At 59.1% G+C, this 15,756-nt stretch carries 21 protein-coding genes; 14 read left to right on the top strand and 7 right to left on the bottom strand.

Translation table 11 applies throughout. From position 1 onward, the window contains the following. Positions 1-78 precede the first annotated feature (78 nt). The 8 genes from OQZ28_RS16095 (at position 79) to OQZ28_RS16060 (ending at position 5,403) form a co-directional block, all read left to right on the top strand. A complete protein-coding gene (locus tag OQZ28_RS16095; protein ID WP_458136631.1) occupies positions 79-327 on the top strand; it encodes a WGR domain-containing protein in 249 nt (82 codons plus the stop codon). Further along, complete coding sequence (locus OQZ28_RS16090) at positions 324-959, top strand: tyrosine-type recombinase/integrase (protein ID WP_112209860.1); 636 nt, start codon at positions 324-326, stop codon at positions 957-959. Before OQZ28_RS16095 ends, OQZ28_RS16090 begins: the two co-directional genes overlap by 4 nt. A gap of 138 nt (positions 960-1,097) precedes the next feature. Continuing rightward, positions 1,098-1,748, top strand: coding sequence for an AAA family ATPase (locus OQZ28_RS16085; RefSeq protein WP_010512412.1), 651 nt, complete (start codon positions 1,098-1,100; stop codon positions 1,746-1,748). Between the two features lie 29 nt (positions 1,749-1,777). Beyond that, positions 1,778-2,032 carry a ribbon-helix-helix domain-containing protein gene (locus tag OQZ28_RS16080; protein ID WP_081472694.1) on the top strand — a complete coding sequence of 85 codons (255 nt, stop codon included), beginning with the start codon at positions 1,778-1,780 and terminating at the stop codon, positions 2,030-2,032. Between the two features lie 201 nt (positions 2,033-2,233). Then, on the top strand, positions 2,234-3,139 hold the full coding sequence (locus OQZ28_RS16075; RefSeq protein WP_025812575.1) for a replication protein RepA: 906 nt from the start codon (positions 2,234-2,236) through the stop codon (positions 3,137-3,139). Positions 3,140-4,216: 1,077 nt separating this feature from the next. After that, complete coding sequence (locus tag OQZ28_RS16070; RefSeq protein WP_083824341.1) at positions 4,217-4,453, top strand: DUF4160 domain-containing protein; 237 nt, start codon at positions 4,217-4,219, stop codon at positions 4,451-4,453. Further along, a complete protein-coding gene (locus OQZ28_RS16065) occupies positions 4,443-4,850 on the top strand; it encodes a DUF2442 domain-containing protein (protein WP_099542224.1) in 408 nt (135 codons plus the stop codon). Before OQZ28_RS16070 ends, OQZ28_RS16065 begins: the two co-directional genes overlap by 11 nt. 262 nt (positions 4,851-5,112) lie before the next feature. Next, positions 5,113-5,403 (top strand): BrnA antitoxin family protein, encoded by a 291-nt coding sequence (locus OQZ28_RS16060; RefSeq protein ID WP_242448098.1) that lies wholly within the window; start codon positions 5,113-5,115, stop codon positions 5,401-5,403. A gap of 312 nt (positions 5,404-5,715) precedes the next feature. On the opposite strand, the gene OQZ28_RS16055 is transcribed toward OQZ28_RS16060, so the two are convergent. The 3 genes from OQZ28_RS16055 to OQZ28_RS16045 are packed head-to-tail and all read right to left on the bottom strand — an operon-like array spanning position 5,716 to position 6,449. Continuing rightward, positions 5,716-5,988 carry a HigA family addiction module antitoxin gene (locus tag OQZ28_RS16055; RefSeq protein WP_053324051.1) on the bottom strand — a complete coding sequence of 91 codons (273 nt, stop codon included), beginning with the start codon at positions 5,986-5,988 and terminating at the stop codon, positions 5,716-5,718. Between the two features lie 22 nt (positions 5,989-6,010). Next, on the bottom strand, positions 6,011-6,187 hold the full coding sequence (locus tag OQZ28_RS16050) for a hypothetical protein (protein WP_010511397.1): 177 nt from the start codon (positions 6,185-6,187) through the stop codon (positions 6,011-6,013). 37 nt (positions 6,188-6,224) lie between these two features. After that, on the bottom strand, positions 6,225-6,449 hold the full coding sequence (locus tag OQZ28_RS16045) for a helix-turn-helix domain-containing protein (RefSeq protein WP_010511395.1): 225 nt from the start codon (positions 6,447-6,449) through the stop codon (positions 6,225-6,227). A gap of 94 nt (positions 6,450-6,543) precedes the next feature. On the opposite strand from OQZ28_RS16045, the gene OQZ28_RS16040 reads away from it, so the two are divergent. Beyond that, complete coding sequence (locus OQZ28_RS16040) at positions 6,544-7,314, top strand: hypothetical protein (protein WP_010511393.1); 771 nt, start codon at positions 6,544-6,546, stop codon at positions 7,312-7,314. Positions 7,315-7,710: 396 nt separating this feature from the next. Continuing rightward, entirely contained in the window at positions 7,711-9,360 is a 1,650-nt protein-coding gene (locus OQZ28_RS16035; protein WP_458136630.1) for a 2-oxoglutarate and iron-dependent oxygenase domain-containing protein, read from the top strand. A 356-nt stretch (positions 9,361-9,716) separates the two neighbouring features. On the opposite strand, the gene OQZ28_RS16030 is transcribed toward OQZ28_RS16035, so the two are convergent. Beyond that, complete coding sequence (locus OQZ28_RS16030; protein WP_162838769.1) at positions 9,717-9,881, bottom strand: hypothetical protein; 165 nt, start codon at positions 9,879-9,881, stop codon at positions 9,717-9,719. On the opposite strand from OQZ28_RS16030, the gene OQZ28_RS16025 reads away from it, so the two are divergent. The 3 genes from OQZ28_RS16025 to OQZ28_RS16015 all read left to right on the top strand — a co-directional run bounded on the left by OQZ28_RS16025 (position 9,880) and on the right by OQZ28_RS16015 (position 10,952). Then, a complete protein-coding gene (locus tag OQZ28_RS16025; protein WP_110570446.1) occupies positions 9,880-10,206 on the top strand; it encodes a hypothetical protein in 327 nt (108 codons plus the stop codon). The genes OQZ28_RS16030 and OQZ28_RS16025 overlap by 2 nt on opposite strands. A gap of 139 nt (positions 10,207-10,345) precedes the next feature. Next, positions 10,346-10,642: a BrnT family toxin gene (locus OQZ28_RS16020; RefSeq protein ID WP_010518357.1), complete on the top strand. Its 297-nt coding sequence runs from the start codon at positions 10,346-10,348 to the stop codon at positions 10,640-10,642. Then, positions 10,611-10,952, top strand: a complete 342-nt coding sequence (locus OQZ28_RS16015) for a BrnA antitoxin family protein (RefSeq protein WP_007396313.1) — start codon at positions 10,611-10,613, stop codon at positions 10,950-10,952. Before OQZ28_RS16020 ends, OQZ28_RS16015 begins: the two co-directional genes overlap by 32 nt. 301 nt (positions 10,953-11,253) lie before the next feature. On the opposite strand, the gene OQZ28_RS16010 is transcribed toward OQZ28_RS16015, so the two are convergent. The 3 genes from OQZ28_RS16010 to OQZ28_RS16000 all read right to left on the bottom strand — a co-directional run bounded on the left by OQZ28_RS16010 (position 11,254) and on the right by OQZ28_RS16000 (position 12,440). After that, on the bottom strand, positions 11,254-11,757 hold the full coding sequence (locus OQZ28_RS16010) for a Ros/MucR family transcriptional regulator (RefSeq protein WP_110914707.1): 504 nt from the start codon (positions 11,755-11,757) through the stop codon (positions 11,254-11,256). Beyond that, positions 11,750-12,016, bottom strand: coding sequence for a conjugal transfer protein TraD (locus OQZ28_RS16005; protein ID WP_025439956.1), 267 nt, complete (start codon positions 12,014-12,016; stop codon positions 11,750-11,752). Before OQZ28_RS16005 ends, OQZ28_RS16010 begins: the two co-directional genes overlap by 8 nt. 64 nt (positions 12,017-12,080) lie before the next feature. Continuing rightward, positions 12,081-12,440, bottom strand: coding sequence for a conjugal transfer protein TraD (locus OQZ28_RS16000; RefSeq protein WP_172459698.1), 360 nt, complete (start codon positions 12,438-12,440; stop codon positions 12,081-12,083). 96 nt (positions 12,441-12,536) lie between these two features. Between OQZ28_RS16000 and traA the strand changes: the two genes are divergently transcribed. Next, the coding region (traA, locus tag OQZ28_RS15995; RefSeq protein WP_458136629.1) for a Ti-type conjugative transfer relaxase TraA at positions 12,537-15,756 on the top strand (3,220 nt) is incomplete at its 3' end.

Raw genomic sequence — 15,756 nt, 5'->3', positions numbered from 1 at the left:
GGGACAAAGCCGCAGCTTCTGCGGGCCGCAAGACGCTCAATCTGTCGAAACAGGCTCGTGCCGCCTGATCGTTCCTTTATTGTTCATGCCAAACGTTGTTTAGCGTACCATCCACACGATGGCCTCAACTGCTGGCGGTTCTACCATCTGTCGCTGCAGCCCGACCTGTTTGGCGGCACCGCCCTGGTGCGGCAGTGGGGGCGGATCGGGACGGCTGGCCGGCAGGTCTGCGAACTGCATCATGATGCCGGGCAGGCGCGCGACGCCCTCGCCCGCCAGCTCCGGGCCAAGCGCCGGCGGGGTTACCGCGACAGGACGGTCGGATGAGCGGCACCTCAAAACCGGGACAGCGGGTGACCCCGGCAGGCGCCCCCGGCGGGATGCAGCTGTTCGACCGCGACGGGAGCCGCAAATACCTCACGGTTGCCGAGCGGGCGCGGTTCCTGCGCGCGGCCGAGCCGGCGCCGCGCGAGGCCCGCACGCTGTGCATGACCCTGGCCTGGTCGGGCTGCCGCCTGTCCGAGGCCCTCGCCCTGACGGCGGAGCGGGTGGACCTGGCCGGCGGCGTGCTGGTGTTCGCCACGCTCAAGAAGCGCCAGGACGGGATCTATCGCGCCGTGCCGGTGCCCCCGCCCCTGCTTGAGGCCCTGGACCTGGTGCATGGCATCCGCGAGGCGCAGCGTCGGCGAGGGCGTGGATCGGCCGTTCGGCTGTGGCCCTGGTCCCGCATGACCGGCTGGCGGGCAGTGCATGCGGTCATGGACGCCGCCGGCCTGTCCGGCCCGGCCGCGTCCCCCAAGGGCCTGCGCCATGCCTTCGGCGTCGCCGCCGTCTCCAGCGGCATCCCCCTCAACATGGTGCAGAAATGGCTCGGCCATGCCCAGCTCTCCACCACCGCCATCTATGCCGATGCCGTCGGCGCCGAGGAGCAGGATATCGCACGGAAAATGTGGGGGTAAACGAGAAATATCTCGTTTGGGGAAATATCCTATATTCAGATTGAATGAATATTCATTTCACATTTTATGTGGTTGACAAAGGCAAACATATTATGACATGAAAAGACGTTATTTTGAATATTCAAAAAGGATTAAAAAGTGATTATAGCAATAGGGAATACGAAAGGAGGGGTGGGGAAGACCACTTTAGCCGTTCAACTCGCCATAATCCGTGCCACTGCTGGTAGAGAGGTATGGCTGATTGATGGTGATCGACAGGGTACAGCTGCTGCTGCTATCGCAGCTCGTTCTGAAGCTGGAAAGCTACCTGGGATTGCTTGTGCACAGTATCCAGACGGCCCCAATCTACGTGCCCAAGTTCAGCAGCAGCGTGATAAATGGGATGATATTATCATCGATGTTGGCGGCCGAGATTCTACAGCGCTTCGTGCAGCACTCATTCTCGCTGATACGCTTCTGGTTCCGTTTGCGCCGCGTTCCTATGACGTATGGGCACTAGACGACATGGCTGCTCTCATTGATGAAGCACGAAGTGTTCGGGATGGATTGCGTGCTGTAGCTGTTATGAACCAAGCCGATCCAGGAGACCATTCAACGGATAATGCAGAGGCTGCTGCAGCAGTGAAAGAAGTGCCGCAATTCATTTATCTGCCGATACCAATTCGACGCCGCAAAGCGTTCAGTAATGCTGGTGGAGCAGGTCTGGCTGTTTCCGAACTGACGCCGCGAGACCCCAAAGCTGTCGCTGAAATTTCTGCACTTGCAAATGCTGTTTTTAATCCAATTTGAATATTCATAACATATTAAGGATAGATTAAATGGCAATTCATCGCAAAGCTAAACCAACGTCGGTAGAATCTGCTGCAGATGCTTTCGTTACTGGAGCTCCTGATGCAGGAAAAACAAAGCCTCTATCATACGACAAAGGGTTGCCAAAGGGACATAAACGCCAGATTAGTTTGACCATTGCTCCAGACTTGTTACGGCGTGTTGATGAACGCGCTGAAGCTATGGGAACAGGCCGAGCTGCGTTTATCAGTATGGCAATTTTCAAAGCGTTGGAAGAAAGTTAAAATGATATTTTAAGAATATTCAAAAAATATCTTAATGATAATTTACTGGGTTAATTTTAGAGCCACTGAACGCGCATATGTCTCCCTAAAGGGGATCTCGGCTTATGACACATAGACAGAAGGTGGCTGAGAAGACGAACAGGCCTTGCGTCATCGGTCGTATGCTGAACAACGTAGCAGGGACAGAGTGGGATCGGACGAATGAGCAAACGCAAACCACCATCAGAACAGAGTGAACTTGTCCTTTCTCCCACAACCGCACGTGTCATTCAGCTCTCGGCTGAAATTCAGGCAACTCCGCCTGATGAGATTGAGTTCATGCACACGGTGCTCTGCCAGGTTGGTCTTCCCCGTAAACGGACGAAAGAAACTCGCTTTGAACGAAACAATGGCAAGGCATCCCTGCTTATTACAGCAGGAGAAATGTTTAACGATGGCCATTGGGAAAAGCTCTTCGTCCCGTATGGAACCAAGCCACGATTGGCGCTTTTCCACATCAGCACCGAAGCGATCCGAACGAAATCGCGTATTGTTGCAGTCGGACGGACTATCAGTGAATTTATGAAACGCCTCAACATCAGCCAGAATGGTCCATCCCGTGAGGCATTTCGGGCACAGATGAACGCCTTGTGCGCCTGTGAAATGAAGCTCGGCTACGGGTCGCGCAATCTGAATGCCCGGCCGGTGGATGAATTCGATGCGTGGACCAAAAATCTCGCAAAAGATAGCACGATCGAGCTATCCGAAAAATTCTGGCAGGAATTGAAAGAAAATGCTGTCCCACTTGACCCTCGTGCACTTGAGGGTTTGCAGCACTCAGCTTTGGCGCTCGACATCTACACGTGGCTTGCCCATCGACTTCATCGGGTGCGGCGGCCTGGTGAGAAGCTTACTTGGGCCAACCTTCGTTTGCAGTTTGGGCAGGAATATACGGACGATAAGAATTTCAAGAAGGCATTCCTGATCGCATTGCGACAGGTTGCGGCGGTTTATCCAGATGCAAGGCTTGAACAGGTTCGGACGGGTCTAAGACTGATCGCATCACCGCCGCCCGTACCGCGGCAGACAATCATCGCCTATCAAAAAACCATCGGATCAGATACTTAATCAAAAAATCTGACAAAAATGAGCGGTGCAATTACCACCCGTTGACCACTGGCCCTGTCGACTGAGCGCGGTGCAATTACCACCCTTTTAGCAACGGCATCAACGGTTCAATTATAATGCAAGTGCTATCCTTTTGCGTCCGCTTCGATGTCAGAGGAAGGCGGTGTAATCACCACCCTTTTGGCATTTGCGGCGGCACTGAAAGCACGGTGCAATCACCACCCCTCTTGTTCTGCTCAAAGCCACCAAAAAATAGTGCGATTGCCACTGTTTCTAGGAGAAGGCCTCTCTCTGTGAATAGAAAAGTTATCCCGGTGCAATCACCACCCTAATACGGTGCAATCACCACCCGTAGACACGGTGCAATCACCACCCATAGGCACGGTGCAATCACCACCCCCCTAAAACCGATATGATTCCCGTTATCTAAACCGATAGGTTTTTCCGGTAGTTGTCCGATAATTTCTAACAAAATTGTGGATAAATATAAGACTTAAAATTTCGATCTAAATCACCGCCTCTTGGGGGCTACGCCCCCGCCGGCTCGCGGCCTACGGCCGCCCCGATCGCGCTTCGCGCGATCTCCCACCCGGCATCCCCCTGCTCGCCCTTTCAGGGCTGCGCTAAACGGACACGCCTACGGCGCGAAATCATAATCTGACGATGCGTTCCCGCATCGTCTCTCCACCAGCACCTTCCTCTCCCGCGTCGGCGCCTTCGGCGCCCTACGGGGCTCCCGCTCCGCGCTCGCCCGACGCCTGCAACACCAGAAAAACCGAGCAAGACCGTAATCTGCTCAAGACGCACCGGTGTTCAGGCGATCATTCAGCGGCTCACGTGTTGCAGCATGCCCGTCAGACGCCACAGGATGGCCGTACAGGCATTACCGTGTGTGGTGGCTAGTTTGTGTGGGCAGTAACGGGAATTGCGCTTTGTGCGGCCTCTCAGGGCGCTCTGCTAGCTTTATCAGGAATTGATGGGCTGTCCATTTCTGTCTGACCGTCCAGATATCCTCCTCCTGACTTTCAGCGGGATGGTTCTGATTGAAAAACCCAAGCGTTAGGGATATGGTGCATTATGCCGACGCTTCTACGCATCAATGGATTTCGTGTCGTGATTTACACGGCAGATCATGTGCCAATGCACGTTCACGTCATAAGCGCGGATGGAGAAGCGGTGATTGAAATTGGCAGGAAAGCCCGACTGATACGAGCAGGTGGCATGAAAGATAGGGTCATACAGGAAGCCCTTGTCATCGTGCAGGACCACGCTGAGATGTTGGCTGAAGCATGGGAGAAGATACATGGCGAATGACATGAACTATCAGGCCGCTCGTGAAGCAGACGCGCTTCATAGAGCGACAATTCCTCATGCGGTCTCCGCACGGTTTATCCGTGCTCGCCGCGCTCTTCACGTCACGCTCTCCAACGGTGTTGAGATGAGCGTGCCGGTGGATCTGTTACAGGATTTGCAGGACGCTTCCCTGAATGATCTGGCCGAGATCGAGATCACCCCGCTGGGTAATGGCCTTCACTGGCCCCGTCTCGACGCCGATGTTCTGGTCGAAGGTCTCATCCACGGTATCTACGGTTCCCGAAGCTGGATGGCAGCACAGATGGGACGCGTGGGCGGATCGTCCGCCAGCCAGGAAAAGGCAGCGGCAGCACGCCGGAATGGTGCTAAAGGCGGTCGGCCAAGGAACGTCGCGTAAGATAGTCACCGCCTTTCAGGCGGTAGGGAACTGTCGTGTCACGTCTGCTCGCTGCAACGACCATTCTCGCCGAAAGGGTGGACCGATACGGTCTACCCTTTGGCTGAAGGGGCTCGGGTTTTCCAAGCCCTTTGGGCATGCCCGCACCAGCGGTGCAATGGTGTATGAAGAACCTATGTCAGGTCGGGTCCAATGTAGTCCCGAATGCGGTGTCAGTCAGGTACCAGAACGGGGCCGAGACAGTGCCAAGAGGGGGTATGCAGTGGCTAGACAGAAGGAGATTGACCACCATGAGCAGAAAAACAGGTCCATGCCCTCGCTGCACAGTGACGAAGCGGTCGAGGATTTTGTCGCAACAGCCGATCTGGCCCGGTATGACCTGTCCGGTTTCAAGCCCATGCGCTTTGAGATCGAACCCAAGGCGGCCACCCTCAACATGCGCCTGCCGGCGTCCCTGCTGGACGCCGTGAAAGCCAGGGCGAAGGCAAAGGGCATCCCTTACACACGCTATGTGCGGATGCTGCTGGAGACCGATGTCGCACAGGCGCGGTAAAGCGTATTCAGACCAGAACAGAGGAGATCGGGCGATGTAGGTACGCCCGGGAATCACTCCGTGCGTCATGGAGGGGAAGTTCCCATGTCTGCACGCAAATACTCATAAACGACCCGGATACCTATCCTTGACGCACTGATGGAACGACTGTTTCACGACCCAACGGCTACCCTTGCGACGACCCATGGACATACTCGAAACCGACATTGCTCCTACCCATACGTAGCTGGTCTTCATACACCATTGCACCGTTGGTGCGGGCATGCGGAAACAGGGGCTGGAAAACCCTACCCCCTTAAGCCAGCGCGCGATCTATGGAATGCCAGGGTGCGCGGCCTGCCAGTCATCATGGGCCGCCTGCATCCTGATCCACAGATCAGGGCCATTGCCCAGCAGTTGACCCAGTCGTTCCGCCAGTTCGGGTGTAATGGGTTTTCGGGTCGCCAGGATCTCGTGGAGATGCGGACAGGATATGCCAGGGGCCTGTGCAATTTCTGACGTCTCCTTGAAGCCGGCAGGAATGACGTCCAGCCGTAGCAATTCCCCCGGATGGGTGGGGCAACGGTGCCTGTCCCGTGGCATCATGATTTCCTGGCGTGGGACCATCCTACTGGCCCGGTTCTGGCATGGGGAGCGGGTGATCGGTGCCGAGGCTATCAATCCAGGCTATGGCCGCTTCCGCACTGACCACACGGCCCGCTGCAATTTCTGCCAGTGCCTGACGCGTGGCTGCGTCCTTTTCCGCTTCCCGGTCGCGGTCGAACCGGTTTGTATCCGTCGCCATGTTCGTTTCCTTTCCAGGCTGCGGCCTGTTGCAACGATTATGAGCCACTTTCCTCAACGGGCATGAGGAATTCAACAGGGGAAATGTCCAGCACGCAGGCCAGTTCATAAAGGGTGACGACCGTTGGATTGCGAACCCCTTTTTCCAGGCCGCTGAGATATTGCTGGCTGAAGCCTGACCGCTCGGCAACCTGTTCCTGTGTCAGGCCTTTATTCCTTCGGATGCGGGAAAAATTCCATCCCACAAGGCGTCTCATGTCCATCAGGACATGCTGGCGTTTTACATACTATATTTTTATCAACTATAGTATGTAAATGCCCATTCAATGTCGTTCCCTTGGATATAGAGAGGCCAAGATGTCTGACTGCCACCCCGTTTCTGCCCCACGGATCTGCGTCCTGTCAGCTGCCGGTGGGTGTGGGAAAACCGTCATTGCCTTTCATCTCCTGGCACCTTTCCTCCTCAATCCCCTGCTGGTCTGCGTCAAGGAACGGATCGACTTTTCTGGTGGCCTCAGCCCGGATAACCTTCTGCTGGTCCGAAATGGGGACTTCGGGGTGGTTTTTGAGGAACTCACCTTGAATCAGGGCCGGCCCATCATCATCGATATCGACATGACCGCCCTGGAGGCTACTTGCACGAAGATGAAGCGCTTTTCTGGTGCTGACGAAGACATCGACGTTTTCCTGATTCCCTTCACGCCGGAAGTCTACAGTATACAGCGGATGATCTGGACGGTTCGGAAGCTCCGGGCCTGCGGTATTTCCGGACAGAAAATTATCCTGGTTCCCAACCGGCTGCAGGACAGGACAGTGTCCTCGCCGATCGAAGACGTGATGAAAATCTGCGAGGGGCCTGATGCTCCGCGTTTTTTCTGGGATGTCTTCGTGGAAGAGGACGAGATCTATAACCACTTCTTCAGGAAACAGGCTTCCTTCAGGTCGCTTCTGCCTTGCGAATTCTATCGTCAGAAGGCACGAGACAGGCACGCGACGCTGGAAGACCGTCAGAATTATGCATCCTATGCCGCTCTGGCCGCCAGGGCCGAACGCGTGGAACCCCGGCTGAAACAGACCTTTGCCCGTCTCATGGCCCATATCTCTCCAGGGCTGGCTGCAGCAGCCTGACAGACCACCTCATTGGCCCAGAGCAGAGCGATCTTCTATTGCCATGGCTTTGGCAGGGGGAGGGGGTTATCCGTCGCGAAGCTGGCGACCCATGCCTTTCATGGCCTCCCCACGGATCAGCAACCCGGCCTCTCTCCGGGCGAAAGACCATCGCGGACAGATCTTAATTCCAGACATGTTTTCGACGTTTGCGGCCATTCTATCGTATCGGTAACCCGACTATGGTCAGGACAGGCGTGACATGGGGATGGGTTCATTCTGTCAGAAGTTCGCAAATCGGCATTCATCAGGCGTGGCACCAGTTTCTCGTTTGGGCAGACAGCCTATCCCGACGGGGGAGAATTCCGCGTAACCAGCCGCGCTTATGCCTGTCTGCTCCTGCTGGAGACAGGCACCATGAGCACCGTGATCGATGGCGGCAGGCGGGAACTTCATGCCGGGGAATGTGGCATCTTCATCAACATTACTGGCCGGCGTTCCACCTATGCACCGGGCAGCCAGGTTCAGTGGTGTGAAACGCCGCTGCGGGAGTTACCTGCCCCTATAGAGCAGGATTTCCTGGGTGACCGGATCCGCGCCTCTCCGCGCATCCGCACGCTTTTCCGGGAAGGGATCGGGTGTGGTCCGTACGTCTCGCCAGCCCTCGATATGTTGCGCAACGCCCTGGGTGAGGCCCTGTTCGCGGCATGGCGCATCGAGGTGGGAGAAGGAATGGCCGGACACATGCCCGCGCCGCTTCTCGCGGCCAGATCCTATATCGATCTGCATTATGCCGAAAAGCCGGACCTTGAAACACTGGCTGCTGTGGCCGGCATTACGCCACCTTACCTGATAGACCTGTTCCGTCGGCATCAGGGCACCACGCCCATGCGCTACCTGCGGGCCGTGCGTGCACAGGCTGCGCTGCGCCTGATCCGGCATACCGACATGTCACTGACCAGCATTGCGGACAGTACGGGCTATGGATCTGCCTTCCACCTGTCGCGTGAGATCAGGCAGTTCCATGGCCTCAGCCCGCGCCAGATACGCCAGCAGGGCACTCATTCCAACCCGTCTATCCAGGCAGGTGACGCCGAACGCCTGCCTGCGGATAACCGGTTTTCTCCCGGTCCTGAGGTAAAAAGGAGCAGTCCCATGACCCATAACATTCCTGTTATCGACATTGCCCCCCTGCGCCAGGGTAACGATGCGGAGCGGGAGGCCGTGGCCAGCGCCATCGGCAGGGCCTGCCGCGAGACCGGCTTTTTCTACATTACCGGCCACGGGGTATCTCCCGATACGATAGCGAAGCTCTTCGAGGCCTCGCACACGTTCTTCGCCCAGCCCGCCGCCGCCAAGGAAGCCGTGGCCATGAGCCGCGTGGGCCGGAATCGGGGCTATGTGGGGCTGGGGGTCGAACGGCTTGATACGACTTCCCTGCCTGACCGCAAGGAGGCCTTCAACATCAGCCCTAACCAGCCCGGTGGCCAGGACGCATGGCCTGCTCTCCCGGGATGGCAGGATCTGATGATGGCATATTTCGCCACCTGCCTCGATATCGGCGCGGCACTGCATCGCGGTTTTGCCCGTGATCTGGGGGTAGATGAGGATTTCTTTGCCGATAAATTCAGGCACCCCATGGCCACGCTACGCCTGCTGCGCTATCCGCCCGCGCAACAGGCCAGCACGGCACCGGGGGCGGGTGCCCATACCGATTACGGCAATGTCACGATCCTTGCGGTTAATGGCGTATCGGGCCTGCAGGTACGTCCGCGCGGTAGCGACTGGACGGACGCCCCGCTGATTCCCGGCACGTTCATCTGCAATATCGGTGACTGCCTGATGCGGTGGAGCAATGATGTGTATGTCTCGACCCCGCATCGGGTACTGCGCCCTGCAGGCGAGCGGTATTCGATCGCTTTCTTCCTCGATCCCGATGCGGATGCATTGGTCGAGCCGATCGTAACCCGCTCCGGCGAGCATGCGCATTATCCGCCCGTCACCGGGCATGACTACCTGCAGGAAAGACTGCAAGCGACATACGGGCACAAAAACCAGCACCACTGAGGCGGAAGGCTTCCATAGTGCGGGTGGGTGGTCCGTGGGATGCGATCAGGAATGGCCGGTCGTAAGGCTGGCAGACTGGGCTGTGGAGGTGGGCCAGTGACTTTTTTTTCCTGTCCGACCGTTGTGAGGTGCCGGGACTGGAGAAAGACGTAGGCCATGAACAGACATATTAAAGGGGGGTCCGATTAACGACCCTGAAAATGGCGGATTTCCAATGATTTTCCATAATAGGGAGGATGAAATCGAAGGGTCAGGATCCAGAAAACCGACAGCTGCCCAGGCGCCAGGCGCAGCGGTCCTTGTCACCGGCCTGCGATAGGCCGTCACATGCACCCTTCTACGGCACTGCGGCCGCCTTATTGCCCTGGTTCAGGCAGGGGAAGGGGATGATCGGTACCGAGGCTGGCCGCCCATGCCTTCACCGCTTCACCACTGATGAACAATCCGGCATCAGCCTCGGCCAGTGCCCGGCGTGTCGCTTCGTTCTTTTCGGCTTCCCGATCGGAATGACCTGTTTCCATGATGGTGTTCCTCCCGGACCAGATCATCAGGCCCGTTCCGGTCTGTGTCCACGTGTTTCTGGTGACCGCAGCGCCCGAGAACCCTGTGCGTCATCGACAATGTCCATGTTCGATGGGATCAGGACGTTTCGCTGAAGCAGGGGAAGGGAGGGATATGAGTTTTCCGGCCACAGGAAACCCGCAGATAATTATTACGTTATCGTTACATAAGGCGGGCACAGATATACGCTCGCTCACCGCAATCATGGATGCCCGCCAGTGCGGAGAGATCACAGCCGATGAAATGATCGCCCAGATCCGGCTGATATCTCAACAGGAAGACTGAGTTTTTCTTGCTTCGGCAGAGAACATTGGGAGCCTGTGGTAGAATCCTGTCATCGGGAATTGAGTTAATCCGTTGCAGGAATGCGGGCTTGAAAAATCATACTGTTGTAACTACAATTCCGTAACTACTGGAGCGGATTGTGACCATATGGGTATGGGATCCTGAAAAGGATTCAAAAAACAGGGAGAAGCATAAGCTGCCTCTGGAAACCGGCAGGTTTGTTCTCGACGGCGATCCGCTCGCATTGTCTGTCCCTGATCCCCATCCAGATGGGGACAGGTGGCGAACCATAGGGAAGATACGGGGCATCACAACTCTCTTCGTCGTTCATACAGAACCCGTGGAAGACGAGGAGGATGGCGAAGAATACGGTCGTATTATCAGCGTAAGAAAGGCAACTGCCCATGAGCGCAAAGCATACGAAAATGGACTCTGAACTGCTTCAGGCGTTACGGGCTGTGGAGGCCATGCCTGACAATCAGATTGTGACGGATGATGAAGCCCCAGAAATTCGTGACTGGTCACATGCGGAACGGGGGCGCTTCTATCGACCCCGTAAAGTGCAGAAAACCGTGCGGTTTGACGCTGATGTCGTGGCTTTCTTCGAGAAGGACGGGCCTGGCTATCAGACACGTATGAATGATGCGCTGCGTGAAATTATGAATCGCGCCTTACGTAAGGCGCCCACGAAAACAGACGCGGGATCTGCACGATCTTCACGGCGCGGGAAGACGGTACACGCATAAGAGTGGCTCTGATCTTTCTTTGCCCACTTTCCTGCACGAGAAGGAGATCGACCACCATGAGCAGCAAAAACAGGTCCATGCCCTCGCTGCACAGTGACGAAGCGGCCGAGGATTTCGTCGTAACCACCGATCTGATCCGGTATGACCTGACGGATAGCCGTGACCAATGTACGCCTCGTTACCTTCCTGCGGTGTGCGAGAGCGTCCCCCTTATTGCCCGGGTTGTGGCAGGGGGAGCGGGTTATCCGTGCCGAGGCTGGCGGCCCATGCCTTCATGTCCCGTTTCTCCCGGTCTGGACCTTCAGGCCAGTTTCGGCCTGCGTCCGCGTTTCTTCTCTGGCAGGCGTGTGACCGGCACCCCAGTTCCTGATGTTTCCGAAGGGGCCGGTGTCTCCTTGACGGTCCGCCCCAGTCCGATCTCCTGTGCCAGGGCAGAACGTCGGGCTGCATAGGATGGGGCGGTCATCGGGTAGCTTTCCGGCAGGCCCCATTTCTCCCGATACTGCTCGGGTGTCATGCCATAGACAGTACGAAGATGGCGCTTGAGCATCTTCATTTTTTTTCCGTCCTCCAGACAGACAATGTAGTCTGGAAACACGGATTTCTTCACAGGCACGGCCGGCACCAGATCTGGTGTTTCGGTCATCGCCTGTCCCAGACTTCCGAGCGCCTGAAATACCGAGGCGATGAGGCCTGGCAGGGTCTCCGCCGGAACCGTATTGCTGCTGACATAGGCAGCGACAATCCGGGTCGTAAGCTCCCGCAGCGTGTCAGCTTCGGATGATCGTGTCTCGTGGTCAGTCATGGTCACGTCTGCCTGTTGTCCTGTCATGTTCCCGGTCCCTGTCGAAGGCATGAAGTCCCGCACGCCTCCAGCGTGTTTTCAGGTCAACCGGAGCAGTATCATTGCTGCCCTGGAGCTGTCCTGCAATATCCAGAAAAGTCCCGAGCAGGGTGGCGCGGTCATCATCGGTCAGATCGACCAGTCCCGCCTTCTGGACCAGGCCGCCCAGTTCAATCAGATGATGGGTGCGTTCCCGTCGCGCCTTCGCCCAGTCGCGCATGTCGGTGCGTGCCTTTCGTGCCTGATGGCGATGGATCAGGGCTGTCTGCTTCCTGATCCGTCTTTCAAGCGCCAGCAGATACGTTCTGATCGTTTCCAGTTCCTTTCCGGCCGCCCTTTTTTGCGCCGGCCTGAAAGAACGTTGTCCCCCGTTCGGTCCACCTCGCGACGGCTTCTGGTTTGCCGTCCGCCTGTTCGACAGCCGCAAGCAGCACCCCGGCCAGCGCCTCGATCGACAGGGTATCGGCTCCCGTCGCCTCGACCAGTTCACCGAGCTGGAGGGTTTTTTGCGCCTTAAGCTGCCTGGTCTTTTCCTGAAGCGCCTTCAGTTCCGCATCAATGTCCCGTGGCCTGCGCATTTCCGGTCCTCTGTCCTGCTGGTCTGTGCCATACTCTACCACACAGGCGAGAACCGCGTCACTCATCCAGAGCAATCAACCCTTGTGGCACAGTAAAATGTGAGTGCGCGCTTATACGTCACTTCGTGACGTGCGCTTAAGTGGTGTGATAGGATCGCACTCATGGCGATCTATCACCTGCATGCAAAGGTCATCAGCCGCGCCACCGGCCGGAGCGCCGTGGCGGCGGCGGCCTATCGCGCGGCATCCCGCCTGCATGATTTGCGGCTGGATCGCGACCATGACTTTTCCAACAAGAGCGGCGTGGTGCATTCCGAGATCCTGCTGCCCGATGGCGCGCCGGAACGGTTTCTTGATCGTGCGACCCTATGGAACGAGGTCGAGGCGATCGAGAAGCGCAGGGATGCCCAGCTTGCCCGCGAGGTGGAGTTTTCAATCCCGCGTGAAATGACCCAGGCGCAGGGGATCGCGCTGGCACGGGATTTTGTGCGGGAGCAGTTCGTGGAACGCGGCATGGTGGCCGATCTCAATGTGCATTGGGATATTGGCGAAGATGGACAGGCGAAGCCCCATGCGCATGTGATGCTGTCCACGCGGCGGATCGAAGTCAGAACCGGAGAGGCTGTGCATGGAAGACGAAACGGAATCCCGCATCCTGAACGAGGCGGCGGGGGCGCATACGACATCACGCCGGATCCTGGACCTGATGGAGCAGAAAGGGGAGGACGATCCACTCAAGCTCATGATCCGTCTGCTGACGGAAATTCGGGAGACGCAGCGCGGCATCCTGCTGAAGCTCTCGACGCTGGAGAAGCGCTTGCAGCGGCTGGAAGAACAGCGCGACTGATTGCTGCGGCACGGTTGCGGCATGAAGGCCTGGGGCTGGCGCAGGATCAGCCTTCCATCGGGTTCGGTGCGAAAGAGCGTTCATGGAATGACAGGGATCTGCTGCTGACGTGGCGGGAGCGGTGGGCGTCGCTCGCCAATGAACGGCTGGCCGAGCTGGACCTGGATGTGCGGATCGACCATCGGTCGTTCGCCGCACAGGGGATCGACCTTGAGCCACAGAACAAGATCGGTCCGGCCGGGATGCGCCGGGAAGAGCGGGGCGAGGACGCGGAGCGGGTTGCCGATCATCTGGAGATCGCGCGGTGCAATGGCGAAAGGTTGCTGGCCGAGCCGCATGTGGCGCTGGAGGCGCTGACGCGACAGCAGAGCACGTTTACCCGGCGGGACCTGGCGCGGTTCGTGGACCGGCATACGGCAGACGCAGAACAGTTCAGTGCTGTCATGGTTCGGGTGGAGGCGTGTCCAGAGTTGGTCGCGCTCGGGAAAGATGGTCATGGGCGGGAACGGTTCTCCACACGGGAGATGATCGGGGTCGAGCAGCGTCTGGAAGAGGCATCGCTCGCGATGGGGCAGTCCCAGGGGCATGTGGTGCCGCTGGCGGTGCGTCGGGCGGCGATGGCGCGGGACGGGCTTGGGGACGAGCAGGCGCTGGCGGTGGGCGAGGTCACGAAGTCCCGCGACCTGTCCGTGGTGGTCGGGTATGCCGGGACGGGGAAGAGCACCATGCTGGGTGTCGCCCGCGCGGCATGGGAAGAGGCCGGGTATCGGGTACGCGGGGCGGCGCTGTCGGGGATCGCGGCGGAAGGTCTGGAAGCGGGGTCCGGGATCGAGAGCCGGACGCTGGCCTCCCTGGAGCGTGCGTGGGAACGTGGGTTCGACCTGCTGGAGCGCGGGGACGTGCTGGTGGTGGACGAGGCCGGCATGGTGGGGTCACGGCAGATGGAGCGGGTGCTGTCGGCCGCGCGCGGTGTCGGGGCAAAGGTGGTGCTGGTAGGTGATCCCGAGCAGTTGCAGGCGATCGAGGCCGGCGGTGCGTTCCGGGCGGTGGCCGAGCGGGTCGGGTCGGTGGAAATCACGACCGTGCGCCGGCAGCGTGAAGGCTGGCAGCAGGTGGCCACGAAGGAGCTGGCGACCGGGCGGACGGATGAGGCGCTGGGGCGCTATGAGGCGGCCGGCCTGGTGCGCGGTCATGACACGCTGGAAGAGGCGCGGGCCGGGGTGGTGGCCGGATGGGATGAAGCGCGTCAGGCCGCGCCAGAGGAAAGCCAGATCATGCTGGCGCATCGGCGTGTCGATGTGCGGGCGCTGAACGAGGCGGCGCGGGAGATCCGGCGGGACGCGGGTGAACTGGGTGATGATGTGCTGGTGCCGACCGCCCAGGGCGAGCGGGTGTTCGCGGACGGGGAGCGTATCTACTTCCTGCGCAATGACCGGGAGCTGGGGGTAAAGAACGGTACGCTGGGGACGGTGCGGGGTATCGTGGGGTCGGCTGAGGCTGGGGATCTGGCGTTATCGGTCCAGCTTGATGGGAAGGAGGGAGCCGGACGTGGCCGGGTCGTGTCCGTGTCGGTGGCGGATTATGACGCGCTGGATCATGGCTATGCCGCCACCATCCACAAATCGCAGGGTGTGACGGTGGACCGGGCGCATGTGCTGGCGACGGGGAGCATGGACCGGCATGGGGCCTATGTGGCGCTGTCGCGCCATCGGGAGAGCGTGTCCGTTCATTGGGGCCGGGATGATGTGGGCGACCGGGACGGGCTGGTGCGGCGGCTGTCGCGCGAGCGGCTGAAGGATACCACGCTGGATTACCCGCATGTCCGGGATCGGGATGCCGGGTTTGCGCGACGGCGCGGGCTGCATGTCCCCGAGAGCGAGATCGTGGTGGAGCGCAGCGAGACGGCCTCTGGCCCCCAGAAGGACAGGCAGGCCGAAGCTGTCCATACGCTAGATCCGGCACCGGCGCAGCGGAAACGCGGGATGTTCGACGGGCTGGACCTGTCCGTGCGGGGGCGTGGCCAGACGGCGGAAAAAGACGTGTCGGCCGGGGTGGATGCCGGGGCCAGTAAGGGGGAAAGTGGGGTTGAGCGTGAAGCTCCCGCCTCGCCCTTTGCCGGGTTGCGGCTGCCGCGTGTGCAGCGCGCGCAGGTGCCTGCCGGGCTGGGCGGGTTTGTGCCGGGTGGTGATCCGCTCCACCAGGCGGTGGAGCAGTATGCGCGGGCGGTGCGGGACATCGGGCGCATGGTGGAGCAGGAGCTGCCGGTGCTGGAGCACCAGAAGAAGGCATGGCTTGACGCCAGCACGGCCCTCGAACGGCTACGGCCCGGGGCGGTGATCGCTCTGGAAACCGCCGTGAAGCATGAGCCGGAGATCCGGCAGGCCCTGTACGGGCTGGAAGGGCCGGCACGGGCGCGCAGGCTGGTCGAGGGGCTGGAACACGAGGACAAGGTGCGGCATTCCCCCGAGTTGCGGGCGGCGCGGTTCGTGAAGGCGTGGGACGGGCTGAGCCGCGAGCAGCAGGGTGTGGCGCTCA

Source organism: Komagataeibacter sp. NFXK3 (assembly GCF_054182245.1).
This window is presented reverse-complemented; position numbering and strand designations above follow the sequence as displayed.